Here is a 21,922-nt window from a genome sequence, read left to right as displayed (position 1 = left end):
CCCCCCCTTATCCGCGCGCCCGTCGCGCCAGCTCGTGCAGCACCTTGGCGGTGGGCACGGGCGCCTGGCGGACGCCGGTCAGTTCCTGCTTGAGATACGTCGTGTCCGAGGCGAACTCGGTGACCTCGCCCTGCGGACGGAACCCGTGCTTGACCTCCAGCGCCCGCAACTTCGGTTCGCTGGCGAGGAGTTCGGCGACCGCCTTGCCGTTCTCGGTGAGCGGAACGGCGGTGTGGTCGCTGTTGACCGTGGTGTCGGGGTACAGGACGACCAGGTCGTCGGGCTGCTGTCCGTCCGTCAGCAGCGAGGCCACCTGGGACTCGTAGACCACGACGAGTGGATTGCCGGCCCCGCTGACGAAGTCCCGGAAGGCGGCGTCGCTGCTGGACTGCTGGGCGCCCTGCACGCTGACCAGCTTGTGCAGCAGCGGGGAGGCGCGGTCCACCTCGGCGCCCGAGGCGACGACCTTGCCGCCGTTCGCGACGTAGGAGGCTGCGGCGAGGTAGAGGGCGCCGGAGTTGGAGGTCTCGGGGTCGGTGCTGGACAGATAGAGCGTCCCCGTCAACTCCCCGTACTTCCCGGCTCCCTTGAGCTGCTGCCAGGTGCGGTCGGAGCGGGCGGCGTCCAGATAGGCGGCCATCTGGAAGGTGCCCCGGTGCTCGGTGTCCAGGGTGGCGAGCTTGTTCGCCGCGAGCACCTCGGCGGCGCTCTTGTGCGCCACGACGACGAGGGGCGAGTAGAAGGGGCGGGGGAGAGTCCCCGTCACCTTGTACTTCGCGGCGAGTTCGGCGGCCGGCGCCTGGCTCGACGGCAGCGCGAGGTCGTACCCCGCGAGGTCGAGTCCCTCCATGGCCCAGGACCCGGAGGTCTCGGCCTTCACGGTGTAGCCCTTGGCGGCGAGGGCCCGCACCACGTCGGGATCGGCGAAGAACTCCGCCTTCTCCGATCCGATCACCGCGCGCACGGTCTTCGTTGCCGTGCCCGTGTCCCCATCACTGCGGCCCGCGACGACGGCGGCCACCACGCCACCGATCAGCAACACCGCGAGGACGATTCCTGCAATTCGTCTCACGCCGGGGAGCGTGCTCGCGGAATCCAACGTTCCCCGCCGTGGGGGGTGAACGGGGGGTGTATTACCGGTCCCGGTATGCCACGGGAGCGGCTTGCCGTCAGTCCGTGTCGTTGCCCATCTTGCCGTAACGACGGAACGCCGAAGTCTCCACTGTCCAGGGACCGAACGGCACCGAGTCGCCGTAGATATACGGCTCCTTGTGGCTGTAGCGCTCCTTGCACGGGTCCGAGTGGACCTCGATGGTGCCGGTGCGCGGGTCGACGATCAGGTAGTGGGCGATGCCCATGGCGGCGTACTCGGTGAGCTTCTCGCCGTAATCGCTGCCGGGGTTCGACGGGGAGACGATCTCAATGACCGCGAGTACCTGTGTCGCATCGACGGCGAGGCCATCCTCGTCGAGGGCATCCTCGGGGATGACGACCGCGTCCGGTCGGCGCATGCGGCCGACGGAGGGGTGCTCGATCTCGGGGCCGGGTACGCAGCCGTGACCCGGGTGCGTGGTGAGGAGCTGTGCGTCCAACTGCTTGCAGATGCGGCGAACGGTGCCCTCGTGACGCTTCGAGGGGCAGATCATGGCCAGTATCGGGCCGGACGGGCCGATCTCGACGGACCAAGTCCCTTCGAGCCGCTCGGCATGGGCTCCGAGATCTTCGGCGATCGCGCGCATCTTCGCGTACTCCATGTCTGCAGAGTACGGAAATGTGGCACCCGGTCCGCGCGTCGCTGCGGGTGCACGCGGACCGGGGCCGTTCGAGGGGCTGTCAGCCGACGCCGGTCAACTCCTGTGGCTCAGCCTGCGCAGCGTGCGCGTCCATCCGCTCGGCGGCCAGAATCGCCGCAGCCGTATCCGCCCGGGACGCTGCGACGACCAGTGCCCGCCCGGCAAGGGCATGCGCACGCCGATGCAGTGCCGCGAGCTTCGCCTGACCGCCGGGACTCACCGCGCGGGTCGGCTTACGACCTTCCCGTAGCCGGGCCACCTGGCTCGTGAGCCGGTCGGCCGCGATGTCCAGGTCCTCCGAGGGCGCCGTCGCACGCAGCTCGTCCGTGACGGCGAGCAGCGCCGCGAGATGGCCGGCGAGCTGGATGTCCAGCTCCTCCTCGCGCGAGCGGTGGGGGAAGTCGGTGGAGTTGCCGGCCATCGTGCTGTGGACCGACTTGGTTCGGATCGGTTCGTACATGGGGATGGCCTCCTGTGCGCTGACAGGAAACCATCCTAGCTTAGATTCTGTCTAAAGTTGAGTCGTTCACCGAAGTGGACCATCTACACACCCAGGGTCACGGCTGGCCGTACCCGTCGAGGAACCGCCCGATGCGTCCCATCGCGTCCCGCAGGTCCGTGACCGCCGGCAGCGTCACCACCCGGAAGTGATCCGACTCGGGCCAGTTGAAGCCCGTGCCCTGGACGACCATGATCTTCTCGCTGCGCAGCAGGTCCAGGACCATCTGCCGGTCGTCCTTGATCTTGAAGACCTTGGGGTCGAGGCGCGGGAAGAGATACAGCGCCCCCTTCGGCCGTACGCATGTCACGCCGGGGATCTGCGTCAGCAGCTCGTAGGCGACGTCCATCTGCTCCTTCAGCCGCCCGCCGGGCAGCACCAGGTCGTTGATGGTCTGCCGCCCGCTGAGCGCGGCCACCACCCCGTGCTGGCCGGGCATGTTCGCGCACAGCCGCATGTTCGCGAGGATCGTCAGGCCCTCGATGTAGGAGTCGGCGTGGGCGCGCGGGCCCGAGATCGACATCCAGCCCACCCGGTAACCGGCGACCCGGTAGGCCTTGGACATGCCGTTGAAGGTGAGGGTGAGCAGGTCGGGGGCGATGGCGGCGGTGGGGGTGTGCGTGGCGTCGTCGTAGAGGATCTTGTCGTAGATCTCGTCGGAGCAGACGAGCAGGTTGTGCCGCCGGGCGATGTCCGTCAGCCCCCGGAGCATGGCCTCGTCGTACACGGCCCCCGTCGGATTGTTGGGGTTGATGATGACGATGGCCTTGGTGCGGTCGGTGACCCTGCGCTCGACGTCCGCGAGGTCCGGCATCCAGTCGGACTGCTCGTCGCACCGGTAGTGCACGGCGGTACCGCCGGACAGCGACACGGCGGCGGTCCACAGCGGATAGTCGGGAGCGGGGACGAGCACCTCGTCCCCGTCGTCGAGGAGCCCCTGCATCGCCATGACGATCAGCTCGGAGACGCCGTTGCCGATGAAGACGTGCTCGACGTCGGTCTCGATGCCGAGGGTCTGGTTGTGCATGACGACGGCCCGGCGCGCCGCGAGCAGCCCCTTCGCGTCGCCGTACCCATGGGCCGACGACACGTTGCGGAGGATGTCCTCCAGGATCTCGGGCGGACACTCGAAGCCGAACGCCGCCGGGTTCCCGGTGTTCAGCTTGAGGATCCGATGCCCCGCCGACTCGAGCCGCATCGCCTCCTCGAGCACCGGGCCCCGGATCTCGTAACAGACGTTGGCGAGCTTGGTCGACTGGATCACCTGCATGTCAAGGAGCTTACGGCCCGGTAACGGCCCTCGGGTCGTGTTTTCCGACACGTGAGACGCGGGGGTTTGGGCTGTTATCGGCGGTAGCTGTCCCAGGAGCCCCTCACGTCCCTAGAATTCGCGGTCATGTCCAGGCCGCCGGAGAACGAGAACGGGACCCCGTCGACGCCGCCGAACGTGTACCACCCGCGGCCGACGACACCTCCCCCCGCGTACGACGAGTTCGCGGACCCCGCGGCCGCGCACGGCTGGCAGAACGCGTACGACGCGACGGCCGAGCTGCCCTCGGTGGCCGAGGAGCCCGCCGCGGGCGGGGGAGAGCCACGTGGCCGACGGGCTGCGGGTGCCGGCCGCGGCTCGCGGCGCAAGGCGCGTGCCCGGGGCTCGCGGCGCTTCCTGGTCGCGGCCGGGGCGGTCTCGGTGGTGTCGGCGGCGGCGCTGATGGCCGGCCTCTCCCAGTCCGGCTCGTCGTCCGGTGACTCACGGGGCGGGCATGACCGTACGAGCCCGACCGCGGGGGAGCCGACGGAGCCGGCCGAATCCGTCGCGCCGGGAGCACCGGGGACCGCCGATCCCTCGCGCCCGGACACCCCCGACACCTCGGCGAGCCCGTCCGCGTCCGACGGTGCCGCCGGCGGCGATGAGGAGCCCACGACGGCGCCCTCCGGCACGGCCAGTGCCACCCCGACCGCCTCGGCGGGCAGCATCGCGCCGGGCAACTCGGGCGAGAACCGGGGCCGTGGGCAGGGCGGCACCAAGGGGCCGAAGTAGGCGACGGCGACCGGACGCCGTCGTGTGTGGTGATCTCATCACCCTCCCGTGAACGTCCTGCGCCGCCCTCTGCGCACCGCCCATTCACCGTGATAGGGAATCCCCTACGGCTTGAACTCACGGGTAACCAACTCCTTGTCCGCACCCCCCTCGTGCGTGACAATGCGCATGACAAACACGTGGGTGACCGGAGATTTTCCGGTCACCTTCTCCGTATGAGGGGACCCCCACATGAGAAAACCTCTCGGCGCCGCCCTCCTCGCCCTGGCGATAGCCGGGGCCGGCGCCGTACCCGCGGCTGCGGCTCCCGTGAACTCGGCCGACTCCTTCGGTAAGAGCGCGGACACCGACTCGGTCACCTCCCTGGTCCGGGACACCGTCACGTCCACCACGGAGAGCCTCGGCCAGGTCCTGAACCCCAAGGCCCAGGCCGTCAACTTCGCGGGCACCGTCTCGCTCAGCAACTGCTCCGGCTCCGTCGTGCGCTTCTCCGACTCGGAGGACAACGACCCGGCGCTGGTGATGTCCAACGGCCATTGTCTGGAGACCGGCATGCCGGGACCCGGCGAGGTCGTCGTCGACCGGGCCTCCAGCCGGACGTTCGGTCTGCTCAACGCCTCCGGGAACCGCGTCGCCAACCTGCGCGCCAGCAAGCTCGCGTACGGGACGATGACCGACACGGACGTGTCGTTCTATCAGCTCACCACCACGTACGGGCAGATCAAGAGCTCGTACGGCATCAACGCGCTCACCATGGCCGACACCCACCCCGTCGCCGGTACCGCCATCACCGTGGCCTCCGGCTACTGGAAGCGGCTGTACAACTGCAACATCGACGGGTTCGCATACCGCCTCAAGGAAGGCGACTGGACCTTCAAGGACTCGGTCCGCTACACATCCGCCTGCAACACCATCGGCGGCACGTCCGGCTCCCCCGTCATCGACCAGGCCACCAACAAGGTCGTCGCCGTCAACAACACCGGCAACGAGGACGGCCAGCGCTGCACGGTCAACAACCCGTGCGAGGTCGACGAGAGCGGCAACGTCACCGTCCGCCAGGGCATCAACTACGCCCAGCAGATCTACCAGATCCACGCCTGCTTCGGCGTCGACAACAAGCTCGACCTGAACGCGAGCGGGTGCGTGCTGCCCAAGCCGTAGCCGCAGTCGTAGCCACGGCCCGCGCGGCGGGCGGTCCCCAGGCCACTGAGACAGCTCACGGTGTCCTGCGGACCGCCCGCCCCGCCAGTACGTCCGTCCTGCGCCCGTCCTCGATCACGAAACGGCCGTCGACCAGGACGTACGGAATGCCCGTCGGGAGCTTCCTCGGCTCCTCGAACGTCGAACCCGCCGCCACCGTCCGCGGGTCGAACAGCACCAGGTCCGCCCGGTAGCCCTCGCGCACCAGCCCGCGGTCCGGCAGCCGCAGCCGCGCCGCCGGGCGCCCCGTCAGATGGGCCACGCACTCCTCCAGCGACAGCACCCCCAACTCGCGTACGTAGTGGCCGAGATAGTGCGGGAACGTGCCGTACGCCCGTGGATGCGGCTTCGTGCCCTGCAGGATGCCGTCCGAGCCGCCCGTGTGGACCCGGTGGCGCATGATCGCCCGGACGTTCTCCTCGTGGCCCACGTGCTGGAGGATCGTCGAGCCCAGCCGGTCCTGAAGGAGCAGCCTGCGCGCGGTCACCCAAGGGGCCTCGCCCCGCGCGTCTGCGGACTGCTGGATCGTACGGCCGACGAAGTCCCCGAGCGCCGGGTCGGTCACGCCCGAGATCTCGATCGTGTCCCACTCGATGGGCACGCCGTGGCAGCCGTCCGCGCCGATGACCTCCATGTGGTGGCGGATGCGCCCGGCCGTGTCGTCGTCCGACAGGCGGGCCAGGATCGCCTCCGGGCCGCCCTCGCTCGCCCAGCTCGGCAGCATGGCGACGAGGGTCGTGCAGCCGGGGGTGTAGGGGTAGGTGTCGAGGGTGATGTCGGCACCGGCTGACAGCGCTTCGTCGAGGAGCTTCAGCAGCTCCGGGGCCCGGCCCTCGTTCACCCCGAAGTTCATGGTGGCGTGCGCGAGATGGAGCGCGCAGCCCGCCTCCCGCGTCAGCGCCACCATCTCCTCGTACGCCTCCAGGGCCCCGGCCCCGTAGGAGCGGTGGTGCGGGCAGTAGTAGCCGCCGTACGACGCCACCACCCGGCACAGCTCCGTCAGTTCCGCGTCCTTCGCGTACATGCCGGGCGTGTACGTCAGCCCGGACGACATGCCGACCGCGCCCTGCTCCATGCCCTGCGCGACCAGCTGCCGCATCCGGTCCAGCTCGTCCGGCGTCGCCTCGCGGTCCTCCCAGCCGACGGCGAGCGCGCGGACCGTGCCCTGCGGGATCAGGTACGCCGCGTTCACGGCGATGCCCCGGCCCTCGAAACCGGCGTCGAGGCGGTCCAGGTACTCGCCGACCGTCCGCCAGTCGAAGTCGATGTCGTCGCCGGAGCCGTTCCAGCCGGTGATCGCGCGGCGGACCTCCGCGAGGGTGCGGTCGTCGACGGGGGCGTACGACAGGCCGTCCTGACCGATGACCTCCAGGGTGACGCCCTGCGCCGCCTTCGCGCTGTGGTCGGGGTCCCGCAGCAGCGCCAGGTCGCTGTGGGCGTGCATGTCGACGAAGCCGGGGGAGAGGACCAGGCCCTCCGCGTCCAGCTCCCGGCGCGCCTCGGGCCGTTGGCAGCCGGCCGCTGCCGCCTCCTGGACGATCGACACGATCCTGCCGCCGTCCACGACCACATCGGCGCGGTAGGACGGGCCGCCGCTGCCGTCGACGACGTCCGCGTCCCGGATCACCAGCTCTTCCATGGCTGAGCCTCCCCTGTCTCCTGTGTCTCCGGTGTCTCCTAGAAGAACGTGCGGATGTAGTCGACGACCGTCCCGTCCGCCTCGGCGACCGGAATCAGCTGCCACTTGTCGAACGACGTGCACGGGTGGGACAGCCCCATGCCGAGCCAGTCCCCGACCTCCAGATCCGCCTCCTCGGTCGTGCGCAGCCACGCGTGCTGGTCGGACAGGGCGGTCACGGAGATACCGGTGGCCGGGCGTTCGGGACCGTCGCGGCGAACCACCTGGGCGAAGGGCAGGTCGAGGTCGTACGCCGCGTCGCGCTTGCCCGCGTTGACGAATGCCTGGTCGGGGGTGGGGCGGGAGACGACCTGGGCCCACAGGCGGAAGGCGGGTTCGAGGGCGCCCTCCTGCGGGACCCGGTTGAACGGGGTGAGCTTGCGGTAGTGGCCGTCGTCATGCGAGACGTAGGCGCCCGAGCGCAGCAGCTTCAGTACGGGCAGCGACAGTTCGGGGATCTCGGCGAAGACGTCCGCCACCGCGTCGAACCAGGCGCTGCCGCCCGCGCTGACGACGATCTCGTCGAGGCCGGCGAACCGGCCGGACTTGTCGAACTCGGCCGCGAGGGAGACGAGCCGCCGCAGCCAGGCGTGCACCCGCTCGGGGTTCGCGTCCGGTACCTCGCCCTCGTACCCGGCGACGCCGACCAGCCGCAGCGTCGACACGGCGGCCACCGCGTCCGCGACGGCCGCGCACTCGGCCTCCGTACGGACGCCGGTACGGGCGCCGTCACCGGCCGCCAGCTCGACGACGACGTCCAGCGAACGGGTGGCCCCGGCGTCGCGCAGTGCCGAGTCCATCAGCTCGACCCCGCGCACGGAGTCGACGTAACAAATGAGACGGAAGTCCTCGTCGGCGGTCAGCTCACCGGCGATCCAGCGCAGGGCGGCCGCGTCCACCAGCTCGTTCGCCAGGAAGATCCGCCGGGTGCCGTACGCCCGCGCCACCCGCACCTGGTGCGGTACGGCGAGGGTGATGCCCCATGCCCCGTGCTCGATCTGCCGCTGGAACAGCTGAGGGGCCATGGAGGTCTTGCCGTGCGGGGCGAAGGCGAGACCGTGCCGGGTGGCGTACGTCTCCATGAGGTCGAGGTTGTGCTCCAGGCGCTCGGCGGACAGGGCGAGCACGGGGGTGGCGAAACCGTCGGTGAAGAGGTTGCGGCGCTGGGCGGCCAGTTCGGCGACGGTGAGGCCGTCGGCGTCCGGCGGGAGGCCCTTGAAGCGGTGGTCGACGCGTTCCTCGGCCAGGCTGGCGAGCGCCTCGGTGCTCATGGAACCTCCCTGATCTGCGGTGTTGCATACCCTGCAACATCCATTGCGTATATCGCTAACCGCTGTCTAACATCTCGGCGAACCGCGGGTCAACGAAAACCGCGTCCCACGAAACCGCCGAGGAGCTACGACGATCGTGACTGTCACCGGACCCTGCAATGCCCTCGACGTCGTGGACGTTGTCGCGCTCGGCGAGTCCATGGTCACGTTCCTGCCGACGCGGCCGGGACGCCTCGCCGACGTACCGTCGTTCGACCGGGCGATCGGGGGCGCGGAGTCGAACGTCGCGTGCGGGCTCGCTGCCGCGGGGCATGCCGTGCGGTGGGTCAGCCGGGTCGGCGCAGACGGGTTCGGCGACCATCTCGTCGAGGCGATCCGGGAGTACGGCGTCGACGTCTCGGCCGTGCGCCGGGACCCGGTGCGTCCGACGGGCGTGTACTTCCGCACGGCGGGCGACCGGGCCACGGACGCGCATGAAGTGGCGTACTACCGGGCGGGCTCCGCGGCCTCCGCGATGTCCGCGGCGAACGTGGACCTCGTGGCGGTGCGGGCGGGACGGATGCTGCACCTGTCGGGAATCACGGCGGCACTGTCGGACGACTGCCTGGCGCTGATGCACGACCTCGTCGCCCGGCGGCCGGACGGCGGCCCGCTCGTCTCCTTCGACGTCAACCACCGCCCGGGACTGTGGCGGAACACCGACGGCCCCGACGTGCTCCTGGACCTGGCCCGCGCCTGCGACATCGTCTTCGTGGGCACCGACGAGGCCGAGGCGGCCTGGGGCATCACCGGCGGCCCGGAGGCAATCCGCGCGCTGCTGCCGGAGCCGGGCGTGCTGGTCGTGAAGGACGGGGCCCGGGGGGCGACGGCGTTCGAGCGCGCGGCCATGCCTGGGCAGTGCGGCCACGGGTCAGAGGCGGCCTCCGGCCGGTCGCCGGCCCGTCAGCCCGACCTGACGCCCGGCGGCCAGTCCGGCCACGGGCCCGCGGACGCGGTCACGGCCCGCGCCCAGCCCTTCCGCAGCGCCGCGGGCGCCCCCGGCCCGGAACAGGACGGCACCCCGGCTGCCCCGGCGGGCGCGCCCCGGATCCGCCCGGCCACCTCCGAGTCGACGGCCACCTTCGTGCCAGCCCTCCACGTCGACGTCGTCGCAGCCGTCGGTGCCGGCGATGCCTTCGCTGCCGGGTTTCTCTCCGGGACGCTGCGTGGGCTCGGCGTCCGGGAGCGGGTGCGGCACGGGCATCTGATGGCCGCCGCCGCGCTCACCGTCTCCGGGGACCTCGCCGCACCGCCCTCCCGGGACCACGCCGACCGGCTGGTCACCCTGGACGACGTCGAGTGGGAGAAACTTCGACTCGGCCCCGGCTGGACGCAAGCCACCGAGCGGGCCGTCGAGGAGGTACGTACGCCATGAGCCAGACCGTCGACCGCGCGCTCAGCATCCTGCCGCTGCTCGCCGAGGGTCCCGCCGACCTCGGTCAGGTCGCCGACCGGCTGGGGGTGCACAAGTCCACCGCGCTGCGGCTGCTGCGCACCCTGCACGAGCACGGCCTGGTCTACCGCCAGTCCGACCAGCGCTACCGCCTCGGCGCCCGCCTCATCGCGCTCGCGCAGGAGGCGATGGAGAACCTCGACATCCGCGAGATCGCCCACCCTCACCTCGCCCGGCTCAACGAGCAGTGCGGGCACACCGTCCACCTCGCCGTGTACGAGGAGGACGAGGTGCTGTACATCGACAAGGTCGAGAGCCGGTACCCGGTGCGGATGTACTCGCGGATCGGCAAGCCCGTGGCCATCACCGTCGCCGCCGTCGCGAAGCTGCTGCTCGCCGACCGGCCCGAGCACGAGCGCCGCGCCCTGGCGGAGAAGCTCGACTACCCCATGTACACGGCCCGTTCCACCCCCAACGCCCCCGCATTCCTGCGGGAGTTGGAGAAGGTGCGCGAACAGGGCTGGGCCACCGACCTCGGTGGCCACGAGGAGTCCATCAACTGCGTCGCCGCACCGATCCGCGGCGCCGACGGCCGCGTCGTCGCCGCGATGTCGGTCTCCGCGCCGAACGTCGTCGTCACCGCCGACGAACTCCTCACCCTCCTCCCGCTGGTGCGCCGTACGGCGGACGGCATCAGCGGGGAGTACTCCGGCAGAACCTCAGCGAAGGGCACCGCATGACCGACAAGACCGCACTCACCCCGAAGACCCACACCACCCCGCCCGCGAAGTTCTCGCACGGCGTCAGGAAGGGGAACATCCTTCAGGTCGCCGGGCAGGTCGGATTCCTCCCCGCGGTCGAGGGGCAGGCCCCGACGCCCGCCGGTCCCACCCTGCGCGAGCAGACCCTCCAGACCCTCGCCAACGTCAAGGCGATCCTGGAGGAGGGCGGCGCGTCCTGGGACGACGTGATGATGATCCGCGTCTACCTGACGGACGTCGCGCACTTCGCCGAGATGAACGAGATCTACAACACCTACTTCGAGGAGCAGGGGCTCACCCAGCCGCCCGCCGCCCGCACGACGGTGTACGTCGGCCTGCCGGCGGGGCTGCTCATCGAGATCGACGCGCTGGCCGTACTCGGCTGACGCCTTCGCACCTCCGCACGCCGCATACGGCAGCGCGTCCGTCATCCCCCGGGACGCCATGCCGCGATCCCCCCTGCCCGAAAGCAGCATGTACTTACCCAGAGGACCCCCCTTGTCCCCGATATCCTTCCCCCTCGCCGCATCGGCCCCCGCCGAGACCCCACCCCACACCGGCGGTCTGCTCCTGCTCATCGACGGTACGGCCGGACTGCTCACGGTCGCCGCCATCGGCATCGCGCTCCTGCTCTTCCTGATCATCAAGGTGCGCCTGCAGCCCTTCGTGGCCCTCCTCGCCGTCTCCATAGCCGTCGGCCTGATGGCGGGTCTGTCGGTCACCGAACTCTTCGGCACGGTCCAGCGGTCGGACGCGGTGTCCACCATCGAGTCCGGCATGGGCGGCATCCTCGGCCATGTCGCGATCATCATCGGCCTGGGCACCATGCTCGGCGCGATCCTCGAAGTCAGCGGCGGCGCGGAGGTGTTGGCGTCCCGTCTGCTCAACCTCTTCGGCGAGAAACGAGCCCCTCTCGCCATGGGCCTGACCGGCCTGATCTTCGGCATCCCAGTCTTCTTCGACGTCGGCATCTTCGTGCTCGCACCGATCGTGTACGCCGCCGCCAAGCGCTCGGGGAAGTCGGTCCTGCTCTACTGCCTGCCGCTGCTGGCCGGCCTGTCGATGACCCACGCCTTCCTGCCCCCGCACCCCGGTCCGGTCGCGGCGGCCGGTCTGCTCCACGTCCAGCTGGGCTGGGTCATCCTCATGGGCATCGTCTGCGGCATCCCGGCGGTGCTGGCCGCGTGGGTGTTCTCGGCATGGATCGGCAAGCGCATCTTCGTCGCCGTACCGCAGGACATGGTCGAGGCGGCCGCCGAGGCGAAGCAGGCGGTCATCGACGAGCAGCGTGCGTCCGGGGTCGAGCCCCGGGAGACGCCCGTCCCGCTCGGCACGGTGCTCGGCATCATCGGTACGCCGCTGGTGCTGATCCTGGCGGCCACGTTCTCCTCGATCGCCCTGGACCCCTCCACCACCCGCTCGGTGATCGAGTTCTTCGGCAACCCGTTCGTGGCTTTGACGATCGCGCTGCTCCTGGCCTACTACCTGCTGGGCATCCGCCGCGGCTGGTCGCGCAAGTCGCTCGAGACGGTGTCGACTTCCTCGCTCAAGCCGGTCGGCAACATCCTGCTGGTCGTCGGCGCAGGCGGCGTCTTCGGCGCCATCCTCAAGGCCAGCGGCGTGGCCCAGGCCCTGTCCGACACCTTCAACGACGTCGGCCTCCCCGTGCTGGTCCTCGCCTACCTGATCTCGCTGGTCCTGCGGGTGGCCCAGGGCTCGGCCACGGTCGCGATCGTCACGACGGCCGGCATCGTCGCACCCCTGCTCACCGAGGGCGACCACTCCCAGCCCTTCGTCGCCCTCGTCATCATGGCCATCTCGGCCGGCTCGATCTTCGCCTCCCACGTCAACGACGGAGGCTTCTGGATCGTCGCCAAGTACTTCGGCATCAGTGAGCGGGACACGTTGAAGACGTGGACGGTGCTGGAGAGCGTGCTGTCGGTCGCCGGGTTCGTGGTGGCGGCGGTGCTGAGTCTGTTCGTGTAGGTCTGTTCGTGTAGGTCTGTCGTGTAGGTCTGTTCGTGCAGCGGGGCGTTCGCCCGGCGGTGCGGAAAGTCGGTGGCCCCTGCTGCGCTGGTGGGGGCCGCTCGCATGTGAATCTTCCGGTAACGATGCGGGGGCTGGTTGCGCGGGACACAGGGTTGTCGACCATACTGCTGCGCTGTGGAGCAGCGCATAGGTTCAGGCAGCCAGCCCCTGGAAGGCGCCGGGTTCGACCCGGCCTTCATCCCCGGGCTCACGTCACCCGCGTCCGCCAAGCCGAAAGGCGTGAAGGAGGAGGCCACCGCCGAGGAGGCCGCTTCCGGTGTGACGGACTCCGAGGAGACGGACGCCGAGGTGAGGGACTCCGAGGAGGCGGATCGCGAAGCCGTCGACGAGGACGAGGCGGACATCGACGACGAGGCCGATGAGGACGATGAGGACGCCCCTGTCGCCGGACCCGTCTTCGAGGCCGCCGACCGCCGGGCCCGTATCGTCGTCGACCACAAGGGCGTACGGCTCTCCCTGGACGACCAGAAGTGCGAGTTCCACTGGGACGAGATCGGCGCGATCGAGACGGAGTCCCCGCGCTTCGGGAAGCGGTACACCGTCACGGTGCACACTCCTGACCGCCGCTGGTACCCGATCGAGATCGAGGCGACGGCCAGGAGCCGCTTCAAGGAGTGGGACGAGCAGCTCGACGCGGTCCTGGACGCCTACTTCGAGGACGGGGACGCCAAGGAGGCGGACGCCGTCGAGGGAGCGGACGTCGAGGACGCGGACGTCGAGGCAGCCGACGCCAAGTAGCTAGCTAGCTGCAGTACTGGGCTTCCTTCCCGATCGACCGGTACATGCAGTCGGCGTTCTCCAGCAGCTGCAGCACCGCATCCCGGTTCCGGGACGTCTCCCGCTCGATCACCTCGTCGGGCGGGTAGAAGCCGCCGCCACCGGAGCGCGGGTACATCTCGAAGGTGTACGCGAAGATCTTCTGGTTGCCCCACAGCCAGTCGTCGATCGACCCGTCGGTGATGTACAGGTCACTGGCCTGCTCGGCCGTATAGCCGTTGCTGGCCGCCATCTTCTGCCCGACGGCCGCGAACGCGTTCCGGTCGTCGGCCGTCATCCCGGTGGTGGTGTCGGAGTACGTGTACCCGAACGGCCACAGCACCAGCTCGCTGTACGTGTGGAAGTCGACCCCGGCCTTGATCTGCTGCACGCCGCCGACGACCCGGCTGCGCACGAAGTTGGCGACGACCTTGACCTCCGGCGCCGACTCGGCGGACGCGCCCCGGTAGGTGTCCGAGGACGCCGACCCCGAGGAACCGCCGCAGCAGCCCCACCGATAGGCCCAGTTCCGGTTGAGGTCGGTCCCGACCGCCGACGAACCCGAGTTGGGCTGCCGGTTCTTGCGCCATGACCGGTACGAGCCGGTGGCGATGTCGTACTCCCCGCCGTCCGGGTTGAGGTCGGGCACGATCCAGATCTCGCGGTTGTTCACCATGCTGGTGACCCGGGAGTCGGTGCCGTAGTCGGAGGTCAGCTCGCGCAGCAGGTAGAGCGCCATCTCGACGGTGAGGTGCTCACGAGCGTGCTGATGGTGCGTGAAGAGCACCTCGGGCTCGGCCTCGTCGCTCGCCACGTTGTCGCTGATCTTGATGGCGACGATGTTCCGGCCCTGGTACGACGTGCCGATGACGCGCTGGCTCGCGATGGAGGAGTTGGCCGAGACGATCGAGTTGATCTCGCCCGTCATCTCCGCGTAGTTGTGATAGCGCGAGTCGCCGGACGGGAAGTCGTGCAGGCGGACGTCGTCCTCGCCGGCGGACCGGTCGGGGACCGCCCCGAGCGGGGTGACCTCGTAGCCGAGGGCCTTCAGCTTCTTGATCTGGTCCGCCCGGCCGGAGACGACGACGCCGTGGGAGTCGGCCTCGTCCACGGTCACGCCGGCCTGCTGAAGCGCGGTGCGGTCCTTGGCGGTCGAGTGGATGTGGACCTCGTACTGCCGGACGTCGTCGGCCGAGGGGGCCGGCTTGGCAGCGCTGTCGGCGTTGGCGGACACGTTCGCGGAAAGGGGCGCGGCGAGCGCGAGGGCGAGCAGTGCGGCGAGAGCGGCAGTACGTCTGCCGCTGCGGCCGCCTGAGCCGCGGATGCGAAGTCGCATGAATTCTCCTTGTGGGAGTGGGGGGTGGGGTTCAGTGCGACGTACGGACGTGGTGCGGGTGTGGCGCCCATCGTCCGGCGGTGGCATGCACAGGTCAAGGGCGACACTCTGGTTGTCGGCGTGAACCACCCGAAAATCAGCCGCGCAGTGTACGCGGGCCGGTTCCGGCCGGAGCGGTCCCGTGTGAAGTCCACCCGGGGGTGTGATCCGGGTGTGCGTGCCGGCTCGGGGCCGGAGGAGGGTGAGGTTCCGCGCAAGGGGGGAGCGGTGGGAGCGGCGGCATGGCGGGGACCGGCGCACCCTCCGTTTCCCCGACTCCCCTACCCTCGACCCCCGGACTCCCCGGCTCCCTTCGACACCACCCCCACAGGAACGGCTGGTCATGGGCGGATCAGCGCCACGACGGGACCACCATCTGCCGGTCGAGACGACCAGCTTCGTCGACCGGCGCGGCGAACTCGCGGCCGGTCGCGAGCTGCTGGCCAGGACCCGGCTGGTCACGCTGACCGGGCCCGGCGGCGTCGGCAAGACCCGCCTGGCCGCACGGATCGCGGCCGGGGTACGGCGCACCTTCCCGGACGGCGTGCGCTTCGTGCACCTCTCCGGCCTGGACGATCCGGAGCTCGTCCCGCTCGCCGCCGCCGACGCGCTCGACCTGCACGACCACTCCGCGCAGCCGCCGCTTCGGGCGCTGGTGGAACAGCTGAGGGACCGTCGGCTGCTCCTGCTCGTCGACAACTGCGAGCACCTGCTGCCGGCCTGCGCCGAACTCGCCGCGGCTCTGCTGCACGGCACGACCGGCGTACGGATCCTCGCCACCAGCCGTCACCGCCTGGGTCTCACCGAGGAACACCTCCTGGAGGTACGCCCCCTGCCGGTGCCCGACCCGGACGCCGACCTGTCCTCGTCCGAGGGCTGCCCGGCCCTGGCCCTCTTCGCCGACCGGGCCGCCGCCGTGGTCCCCGGCTTCCGCCTGACCGCCGCCAACCGCGCGGCCGTCGCCCGCCTCTGCCGCCGTCTCGACGGCCTCCCCCTCGCCATCGAACTCGCCGCGGTCCGCATGCGCGTCCTCGACGTCGACCAGCTCCTGGACCGCCTCGACGACCGCTACCGCCTCCTGACGGGCGGCAGCCCCGCGGCCCTGCCCCGCCACCAGACCCTGCGAGCGGCGGTCGACTGGAGCCACGAACTGTGCACCGAGCGGGAGCAGTTGGTGTGGGCGCGGTTGTCGGTCCTGGCGGGGAGCTTCGATCTGGAGACGTCGGAGGTGGTGTGTGCGCAGGAGGGGACCTCCCCGGAGGGGGCGTCCTTGCCTCCCGTGGCTCCCGTGGCTCCCGTGGCTCCCGTGGCTCCCGTGGCTCCCGTGGCTCCCGTGGTGTCCGTCGCGTCCGTGGCGGCGCTGCGGAGTGACGACGTCCTCGACGCCATCGCCGGCCTCGTCGACAAGTCCGTACTGTCCCGTGAGTCCGGCCCGAACGGCACCCGCTACCGCCTCCTCGACACCCTCCGCCACTACGGCCTGGACCGGCTGCGCCGACTCCCCGGCGAGGAGCCCGCAGCCCGCCGCCGCCAGCGGGACTGGATGCTGCGGCGCGCCACCGCCTACGAGCGGGCCTGGTTCGGCACCGGGCAGCGCGAGATCGTCGCCCGCCTCCGCGCCGACCAGGACAACCTCCGCGCCGCCCTCGACTTCAGCCTCACCACCCCGGGCGAACGCCTCACGGGCCTGCGTCTCGCCGGCACCCTGTGGTTCTACTGGCACGCATGCGGCGCCCCACGCGAAGGCCGCCACTGGCTGGACCGCGCCCTGGCCGCCAACCCGGAACCGACACCGGAACGCGCACGCGGACTGTGGATCGCGGGACTCCTCGCCGCCGCCACCCACAACCTCACCGCGGGCCTCGCCCTCGCCCGGGACGCCCACGCCCTGGCCGAAGACCTCGACGACGAGGCGGAGGCTGCGCACGCCGAGTACGTCATCGGGGTCATCACCCTGTTCATGGACGACCTGCCGACCGCGCTGAAGCACTTCGAGGCGAGCGTCGTCCGCGGCCCCGCCCCCGGCCAGCACCTCAGCCTGTACGGCCTCGACCAGGTCGAACTCGCCTGCACCCTGTGCTTCCTGGGCGAGGCGGACCGCGCCGTCGAGGTCTGCGAGCGGGCCCGCCGGATGTGCGAACTGCACGGCGAGGAGTGGGTGCACTCGTACGTGCTGCGGATGCTCGCCCTGGCCCACACCGTGCGGGGCGACTGGCACCGGGCCGAACACCACGCCCGCCACGCACTGCGCCTCAAACTCGCCGTCCACGATGTCACCGGCATCGCCCTCACCCTCGACCTGCTGGCCCGCGTCGCCGCGGAGACGGGCGCCCATGAGCGGGCCGCCGTCCTGCTGGGCGCCGCCGACCACACCTGGGCCGGCATCGACCGTGACCGCTGGGGATCGGCGGCCCTGAAGTCCACCCGCCGCGACAGCGAGACCCGGGCCCGTGAGGCGCTGGGCCCACCCGGCTTCCGACGGGCGTACGAGCGCGGCCTCGGCCTCGACCTCGCGGGGACGGTCGACTACGCCGTGCACGACCGCAGACTGCCGAGCCGGCCCTGCGACCCGAGCAAACCGAACGCCGGCCGTCCCGGATTCCCCCATGCCACGGCCGGCGTCCGCCTCACCCGCCGCGAGACCGAGGTCGCCGAACTCGTCGCCCAGGGACTCGCCAACCAGCAGATCGCCGACCGCCTGGTCATCGCCCGCCGCACCGCCGAAGGCCATGTGGAACGCATCCTCGGCAAGCTCGGCTTCAGCAACCGCAGCCAGATCGCGGTCTGGGTGGCGGCCCAACGCTGAGACGCCCGGCCATCGGGCCCTCGGCATCTTCGCCCCGACAACCAGCCCCGAGGAGAGCACCCCCATGACCACCCAACCGGCCCTACGCCCCAGCCACTTCGACCACCGCATGGCCGTCTTCGCGGCCGACGACGAGTTCCTCGCCGCGGCCCTGCCCTTCCTCACCGAAGCCCTCGCCGCTCCCGGCGAACCCGCGCCCGTCGCCATCGCCGCCCCCGACAACCTGGACCTCCTGCGCGACGCCCTCGGCAGCGACGCCAAGAGCGTCGGCCTCGTCCCGCACACGGAGTGGTACACCGGCTCCGCCGCCAACGCGGTGGCCCAGGGCGCCGGTTACCTCGCGGCGAACGCCGGCCCCGGCGGCCGTATCCATCTGCTCATGGAGCCCGTCTGGGGCGGCCGCGCGGGCCGCTCCCCGCGGGAGACCGCCGAGTGGATCCGCTACGAGGCCCTCGCCAACCTGCTCTTCGCCCCGCTCGCGACGACGGCCCTGTGCGCCTACGACGCCCGCGTGGCGGGCCCGGCCATCGTCGCCGCCGCCCGCCGCGCCCACCCCGACACCGACGTGTACGAGGACCCGGTCCGGCTCGCCGCCGAACTCGACGCCGTACCGCTGCCACCGCTTCCCGCCGATGCCGAGCGGCTTGCCGGCCCGGCGGCCACGGCCGACGCGGTCCGCGGCTGGGCGGCCGCGCACGGGCTGACCGCCGCGGACGCGGAGCTGTTCGCCCTGGCGGTCACCGAGGCGGCCGCCGCGCTCGGCCCGCTGGACGGTGCCCTGCTGTGGGGCGAGGCCCCGGCGTGCGTGTGCGAACTGCGCACGACCCGCCGCGTGGACGACCCGCTGGCCGGCTTCGTACCGCCGCCGAGCGCGGAACTGGAACCCGGGCAGGGGCTGTGGTTCGCCCGGCAGGTGTGCGCGTACGTGGACGTACGCGACGAGGGGGAGGGGACGAGCGTACGGCTGCAGTACGGGTAGCGGCGCCTGCGGAGCCCCTCGGGGGGCGACCGGGTGCAGGTATGGAATCGGGTATTCCTCCCCGTGTGCGCTACCCCCGCCCGCGTCACTGTGGACCCATGCTGCACCTCCACGGGGCGCGCTTCCCGGATCCCGGTCCCCAGTACGGCTCGTTCGGCTCCTATCCCCAACCGCCCCTGGGAGCAGGACACCTGAGCGTCGAGTACGACCCCCGTCCCACCGCTGTGCGTGAGGCCCGGGCGGAGGTCCGGCGGCAGCTGGAGGGGTGGGGGCTCACGGACCGCGACGAGCTGGTGGACGTGGCCGAGCTGCTGGTGAGCGAGCTGGCCACGAACGCCGTACGGCACTCGGCGAGCCGCTTCCGGCTCACCCTGTTCGCCGCGCACGGCATCCTGCGCTGCGAGGTCAGCGACGGCGGCAGCCGCGTGCCGGCCGTGCTGGACGCGGGGGACTCGGAGAGCGGCCGCGGGATGTTCCTGGTGGATGCGCTCTCCAGGCGCTGGGGCTGTCATCAGGACGGGCCGGGCAAGACCGTGTGGTTCGAGCTCGGCACCTGCGGGTCGGACGACTGCGGCTTCAAACCCTGGTGAGCACATTGGGTGGAGATCGCGCACGCCCTCTTGTCCCCCCGGCAGCTTTGAGATTTCTTGACCCTCATGGCGGACACCACGGGAAACACAGCGGCATCACAGGTCGGCGAGGCGGAATCCCGGCCACGTAAGTCCAGTTGGCGGTACATCGGCCCCGGCATCGTCGTCGCCGCGACCGGCGTCGGGGCCGGCGACCTGGTCGCCACCCTCATCGCGGGCAGCAACTTCGGCTACACCCTGCTCTGGGCCGCGATCCTCGGTTGCCTGGTCAAGATCTCCCTGGCCGAGGCGGCGGGCCGCTGGCACCTGTCCACCGGCCGCACCCTCTTCGACGGCTGGGCGAGCCTGGGCCGCTGGACCACGTGGTTCTTCGCGGTCTACGTCGTGATCTGGGGCTTCGTCTACGGCGCGGCGGCGATGTCGTCGAGTGCGCTGCCGCTGCAGGCGCTGTTCCCGAACGTGATGGACCTCGAATGGTGGGGCGTGGCGTGCGGGCTGGTCGGCCTGGTCTTCGTCTGGTTCAACAAGTACGCCGTCTTCGAGAAGGTCATGACGGTCCTGGTCGGCGTCATGTTCGTGGTGACGGTGTACCTGGCGATCCGCGTGACACCCAACCTCGGCGACGCCTTCGCGGGCCTGCTGCCCGTCCTGCCCGACGAGCAGGACTCGATCCTCAACACCCTCGGCCTCATCGGCGGCGTCGGCGGCACCATCACCCTTGCCGCGTACGGCTACTGGGTCAACGCCAAGGGCTGGACGGACACCGGCTGGATGAAGGTCATGCGGCTGGACAACCGCGTCGCCTACGCCACCACCGGCATCTTCGTCATCGCGATGCTCTTCGTCGGCGCCGAGCTGCTGCACTCCGCGAACGTCGCCATCGCCAGCGGTGACAAGGGCCTGATCCAGCTCGGTGACATCCTGGAGGATGAATACGGCACGGCGACGGCCAAGTTCTTCCTGATCGGCTTCTTCGCCACCTCCTTCACCTCCCTGATCGGCGTCTGGCACGGTGTGAGCCTGATGTTCGCGGACTTCGTGACCCGCTACCGCACCCGCGAGGCGCTGAAGGGCGAGAAGGTCGCCTCCGGTGAGCGGGAGCGCTCCTGGCCCTTCCGCGCCTACCTGCTCTGGCTGACCTTCCCGCCCATCGTCCTGCTCTTCCAGGGCGAGCCCTTCCGCCTGATCATCATCTACGGCGTGCTGGGCGCCGCCTTCCTGCCCTTCCTCGCCGGCACGCTGATCTGGCTCCTCAACTCCTCCCGCACACCGGCCCAGTGGCGCAACGGGCCGCTCAGCAACGTCATGCTGGCCATCGCGGGCCTGCTGTTCCTGGTGCTGTGCGTGAAGCAGATCTGGGACCAGCCGTGGGCGGACTTCTTCTAACGGAACGCGTCCCACTGCGGGCTGAGGGCGATCTCCCGTAGCTGCTCCTCGGTCAGGGCGGGGGTCTCGCGGCTGGGGGCCTCGTGCTGGGTCCCGGCGTTGAAGGCGCTGACGGCGACGCGGAAGCCGTCCGTGCGCAGCGTGTCGAGGGTCCACATCACGGCGCCGTCGACACCCTTGTCGCCGCTGCTCGGCCGGAAGGAGACCAAGGTGCCGTCGGGCAGCTCCTCGGCGTCGTCGCCGAAGAGCTCGCCGGCCACGTCTCCCATGCCGTGCTGGACGTCGATCTGGACGTAGCTCCTGCCCTTGCCGTCGTCGACCACGACGTACGAGTAGTCGCTGCCCTTCTCGACGACCTTCGCGTTCTTGGGCAGCAGCGGCACGAGCGTGCCCAGGACCGCCTCGACCGTCGGCTCGGCGGGGGCGCTCGGCGCGGCCGTCGCCGTCGGCTTCTTCGGGTCCTCGGGAATGGAGTCGACGTACCCGCGCCAGATGTCGGCCGTCACCAGCTCCCTCAACCGGTCGGTGGACAGGGGCGGTTCGCTCCTGCTGACCGGTGCGTCCTTCTCGGCGGCCGCGTTCCACTCGCTGACCGAGATGTGCTGTCCGGTCGGGGTGAGCAGGTCGGCCGACCACAGCTTGGTGTCGACGCGCCGGTCGGGATACTCGTAGCCCTGGAACAGCTTGAGCAGGGAGCCGTCGGACAGCCGCGTGGAGACACAACTGTCGTGCGGGACAAGTGCCTTGTCCGGACAGTCGGTGGTCTGCCGGGCCTGGTCGCTGCCGGGCTCGATCCGGTTCAGGCTGACGCCGACGGCCGCGGGTCCCTTGCCGTCGTCGTGGACGAGGCGGACGTACGGCGGCACCTGCCCGTCCGCGGCGCCCCGGGCCTCCTGCGCGCTGACCTTGCCCTCGGGGAGCAGGTCTTCGAGGGTCGCGATGAGTTCGCGGGCCGTCACGGGAGCGGGGGCCGGTGTGCCGGACGGCTGGTCGGCCACGCCGGAGCTCGAGGGCTGCGGGGCGGGGGCGCCGCCCCACGGCACCAGCAGCGCCCCGCCCACCCCCACGAGGGCGATCCCGGCCACGCCGCCCGCCATCGCGGCCCGCCGCCTGAACCGCAGCCGACGGCCCCGCGTGAGACCGGCGGCGACCAGCACGGTCCGGTCGGTGTCGAAGCGGGCACCGGCGTCGTGCAGGGCGTGACCGAGCCGCCCCTCGAACTGCTCCTCGTCGTGTTCCACAGGCATGGCGAAACCACCGTTTCTCAGGGTCGGGGTCGAGGTCGGGTCGGGAAAGGGGGGCCGTG

At 70.9% G+C, this 21,922-nt stretch carries 19 protein-coding genes; 11 read left to right on the top strand and 8 right to left on the bottom strand.

The genetic code is table 11. The features are described from left to right. Positions 1-7: 7 nt before the first annotated feature. The 4 genes from ACFY5C_RS34930 to ACFY5C_RS34915 form a co-directional block, all read right to left on the bottom strand. The gene (locus ACFY5C_RS34930) at positions 8-1,072 is read right to left on the bottom strand and encodes a hypothetical protein (RefSeq protein WP_389452288.1); all 1,065 of its coding nucleotides are present in this window, start codon (positions 1,070-1,072) and stop codon (positions 8-10) included. 97 nt (positions 1,073-1,169) lie between these two features. After that, entirely contained in the window at positions 1,170-1,754 is a 585-nt protein-coding gene (locus ACFY5C_RS34925; protein WP_389452285.1) for a Uma2 family endonuclease, read from the bottom strand. Positions 1,755-1,833: 79 nt separating this feature from the next. Continuing rightward, entirely contained in the window at positions 1,834-2,253 is a 420-nt protein-coding gene (locus ACFY5C_RS34920) for a hypothetical protein (protein ID WP_389452282.1), read from the bottom strand. A 97-nt stretch (positions 2,254-2,350) separates the two neighbouring features. Continuing rightward, complete coding sequence (locus ACFY5C_RS34915; protein WP_389452279.1) at positions 2,351-3,562, bottom strand: pyridoxal phosphate-dependent aminotransferase; 1,212 nt, start codon at positions 3,560-3,562, stop codon at positions 2,351-2,353. A 126-nt stretch (positions 3,563-3,688) separates the two neighbouring features. On the opposite strand from ACFY5C_RS34915, the gene ACFY5C_RS34910 reads away from it, so the two are divergent. Together ACFY5C_RS34910 and ACFY5C_RS34905 are read left to right on the top strand one after the other, a co-directional pair. Beyond that, a complete protein-coding gene (locus tag ACFY5C_RS34910; RefSeq protein WP_389452276.1) occupies positions 3,689-4,333 on the top strand; it encodes a hypothetical protein in 645 nt (214 codons plus the stop codon). A 231-nt stretch (positions 4,334-4,564) separates the two neighbouring features. Then, complete coding sequence (locus ACFY5C_RS34905) at positions 4,565-5,494, top strand: serine protease (RefSeq protein ID WP_389452274.1); 930 nt, start codon at positions 4,565-4,567, stop codon at positions 5,492-5,494. Between the two features lie 55 nt (positions 5,495-5,549). On the opposite strand, the gene ACFY5C_RS34900 is transcribed toward ACFY5C_RS34905, so the two are convergent. After that, on the bottom strand, positions 5,550-7,172 hold the full coding sequence (locus tag ACFY5C_RS34900; protein WP_389452271.1) for an amidohydrolase family protein: 1,623 nt from the start codon (positions 7,170-7,172) through the stop codon (positions 5,550-5,552). A gap of 38 nt (positions 7,173-7,210) precedes the next feature. Continuing rightward, positions 7,211-8,482: an amino acid deaminase gene (locus tag ACFY5C_RS34895; RefSeq protein ID WP_389452268.1), complete on the bottom strand. Its 1,272-nt coding sequence runs from the start codon at positions 8,480-8,482 to the stop codon at positions 7,211-7,213. 136 nt (positions 8,483-8,618) lie between these two features. On the opposite strand from ACFY5C_RS34895, the gene ACFY5C_RS34890 reads away from it, so the two are divergent. The 5 genes from ACFY5C_RS34890 to ACFY5C_RS34870 all read left to right on the top strand — a co-directional run bounded on the left by ACFY5C_RS34890 (position 8,619) and on the right by ACFY5C_RS34870 (position 13,462). Beyond that, positions 8,619-9,896: a sugar kinase gene (locus tag ACFY5C_RS34890; RefSeq protein ID WP_389452265.1), complete on the top strand. Its 1,278-nt coding sequence runs from the start codon at positions 8,619-8,621 to the stop codon at positions 9,894-9,896. After that, on the top strand, positions 9,893-10,654 hold the full coding sequence (locus tag ACFY5C_RS34885) for an IclR family transcriptional regulator (protein ID WP_389452262.1): 762 nt from the start codon (positions 9,893-9,895) through the stop codon (positions 10,652-10,654). The genes ACFY5C_RS34890 and ACFY5C_RS34885 overlap by 4 nt, the downstream gene beginning before the upstream one ends. Then, positions 10,651-11,061 (top strand): RidA family protein, encoded by a 411-nt coding sequence (locus tag ACFY5C_RS34880; protein WP_389452259.1) that lies wholly within the window; start codon positions 10,651-10,653, stop codon positions 11,059-11,061. The genes ACFY5C_RS34885 and ACFY5C_RS34880 overlap by 4 nt, the downstream gene beginning before the upstream one ends. 121 nt (positions 11,062-11,182) lie before the next feature. After that, positions 11,183-12,661 (top strand): GntP family permease, encoded by a 1,479-nt coding sequence (locus tag ACFY5C_RS34875; protein WP_389452436.1) that lies wholly within the window; start codon positions 11,183-11,185, stop codon positions 12,659-12,661. Positions 12,662-12,838: 177 nt separating this feature from the next. Further along, the gene (locus ACFY5C_RS34870) at positions 12,839-13,462 is read left to right on the top strand and encodes a hypothetical protein (RefSeq protein WP_389452257.1); all 624 of its coding nucleotides are present in this window, start codon (positions 12,839-12,841) and stop codon (positions 13,460-13,462) included. Between the two features lie 4 nt (positions 13,463-13,466). On the opposite strand, the gene ACFY5C_RS34865 is transcribed toward ACFY5C_RS34870, so the two are convergent. Then, positions 13,467-14,816: a M14 family metallopeptidase gene (locus ACFY5C_RS34865; RefSeq protein ID WP_389452254.1), complete on the bottom strand. Its 1,350-nt coding sequence runs from the start codon at positions 14,814-14,816 to the stop codon at positions 13,467-13,469. 382 nt (positions 14,817-15,198) lie between these two features. On the opposite strand from ACFY5C_RS34865, the gene ACFY5C_RS34860 reads away from it, so the two are divergent. The 4 genes from ACFY5C_RS34860 (at position 15,199) to ACFY5C_RS34845 (ending at position 20,616) form a co-directional block, all read left to right on the top strand. Further along, positions 15,199-17,661: an ATP-binding protein gene (locus ACFY5C_RS34860; RefSeq protein WP_389452251.1), complete on the top strand. Its 2,463-nt coding sequence runs from the start codon at positions 15,199-15,201 to the stop codon at positions 17,659-17,661. Between the two features lie 64 nt (positions 17,662-17,725). Next, positions 17,726-18,640 carry an anti-sigma factor RsbA family regulatory protein gene (locus ACFY5C_RS34855; RefSeq protein ID WP_389452248.1) on the top strand — a complete coding sequence of 305 codons (915 nt, stop codon included), beginning with the start codon at positions 17,726-17,728 and terminating at the stop codon, positions 18,638-18,640. 98 nt (positions 18,641-18,738) lie between these two features. Beyond that, positions 18,739-19,230, top strand: coding sequence for an ATP-binding protein (locus ACFY5C_RS34850; protein ID WP_389452245.1), 492 nt, complete (start codon positions 18,739-18,741; stop codon positions 19,228-19,230). A gap of 66 nt (positions 19,231-19,296) precedes the next feature. Beyond that, the gene (locus tag ACFY5C_RS34845) at positions 19,297-20,616 is read left to right on the top strand and encodes an Nramp family divalent metal transporter (RefSeq protein WP_389452242.1); all 1,320 of its coding nucleotides are present in this window, start codon (positions 19,297-19,299) and stop codon (positions 20,614-20,616) included. On the opposite strand, the gene ACFY5C_RS34840 is transcribed toward ACFY5C_RS34845, so the two are convergent. Further along, positions 20,613-21,863: a hypothetical protein gene (locus ACFY5C_RS34840; RefSeq protein ID WP_389452239.1), complete on the bottom strand. Its 1,251-nt coding sequence runs from the start codon at positions 21,861-21,863 to the stop codon at positions 20,613-20,615. The two genes, ACFY5C_RS34845 and ACFY5C_RS34840, sit on opposite strands and share 4 nt — an antisense overlap. Positions 21,864-21,922: the final 59 nt, after the last annotated feature.

It is taken from the genome of Streptomyces sp. NPDC012935, from assembly GCF_042900345.1.
Lineage (GTDB): Bacteria > Actinomycetota > Actinomycetes > Streptomycetales > Streptomycetaceae > Streptomyces.
This window is presented reverse-complemented; position numbering and strand designations above follow the sequence as displayed.

Bases quoted from the DNA above. Each gene is read 5' to 3' on its own strand.
- ACFY5C_RS34925 (WP_389452285.1), bottom strand. From the start codon at position 1,754: ATGGAGTACGCGAAGATGCGCGCGATCGCCGAAGATCTCGGAGCCCAT.
- ACFY5C_RS34920 (WP_389452282.1), bottom strand. From the start codon at position 2,253: ATGTACGAACCGATCCGAACCAAGTCGGTCCACAGCACGATGGCCGGC.
- ACFY5C_RS34915 (WP_389452279.1), bottom strand. From the start codon at position 3,562: ATGCAGGTGATCCAGTCGACCAAGCTCGCCAACGTCTGTTACGAGATC.
- ACFY5C_RS34910 (WP_389452276.1), top strand. From the start codon at position 3,689: ATGTCCAGGCCGCCGGAGAACGAGAACGGGACCCCGTCGACGCCGCCG.
- ACFY5C_RS34905 (WP_389452274.1), top strand. From the start codon at position 4,565: ATGAGAAAACCTCTCGGCGCCGCCCTCCTCGCCCTGGCGATAGCCGGG.
- ACFY5C_RS34900 (WP_389452271.1), bottom strand. From the start codon at position 7,172: ATGGAAGAGCTGGTGATCCGGGACGCGGACGTCGTCGACGGCAGCGGC.
- ACFY5C_RS34895 (WP_389452268.1), bottom strand. From the start codon at position 8,482: ATGAGCACCGAGGCGCTCGCCAGCCTGGCCGAGGAACGCGTCGACCAC.
- ACFY5C_RS34885 (WP_389452262.1), top strand. From the start codon at position 9,893: ATGAGCCAGACCGTCGACCGCGCGCTCAGCATCCTGCCGCTGCTCGCC.
- ACFY5C_RS34880 (WP_389452259.1), top strand. From the start codon at position 10,651: ATGACCGACAAGACCGCACTCACCCCGAAGACCCACACCACCCCGCCC.
- ACFY5C_RS34865 (WP_389452254.1), bottom strand. From the start codon at position 14,816: ATGCGACTTCGCATCCGCGGCTCAGGCGGCCGCAGCGGCAGACGTACT.
- ACFY5C_RS34860 (WP_389452251.1), top strand. From the start codon at position 15,199: ATGGGCGGATCAGCGCCACGACGGGACCACCATCTGCCGGTCGAGACG.
- ACFY5C_RS34855 (WP_389452248.1), top strand. From the start codon at position 17,726: ATGACCACCCAACCGGCCCTACGCCCCAGCCACTTCGACCACCGCATG.
- ACFY5C_RS34850 (WP_389452245.1), top strand. From the start codon at position 18,739: ATGCTGCACCTCCACGGGGCGCGCTTCCCGGATCCCGGTCCCCAGTAC.
- ACFY5C_RS34845 (WP_389452242.1), top strand. From the start codon at position 19,297: ATGGCGGACACCACGGGAAACACAGCGGCATCACAGGTCGGCGAGGCG.
- ACFY5C_RS34840 (WP_389452239.1), bottom strand. From the start codon at position 21,863: ATGCCTGTGGAACACGACGAGGAGCAGTTCGAGGGGCGGCTCGGTCAC.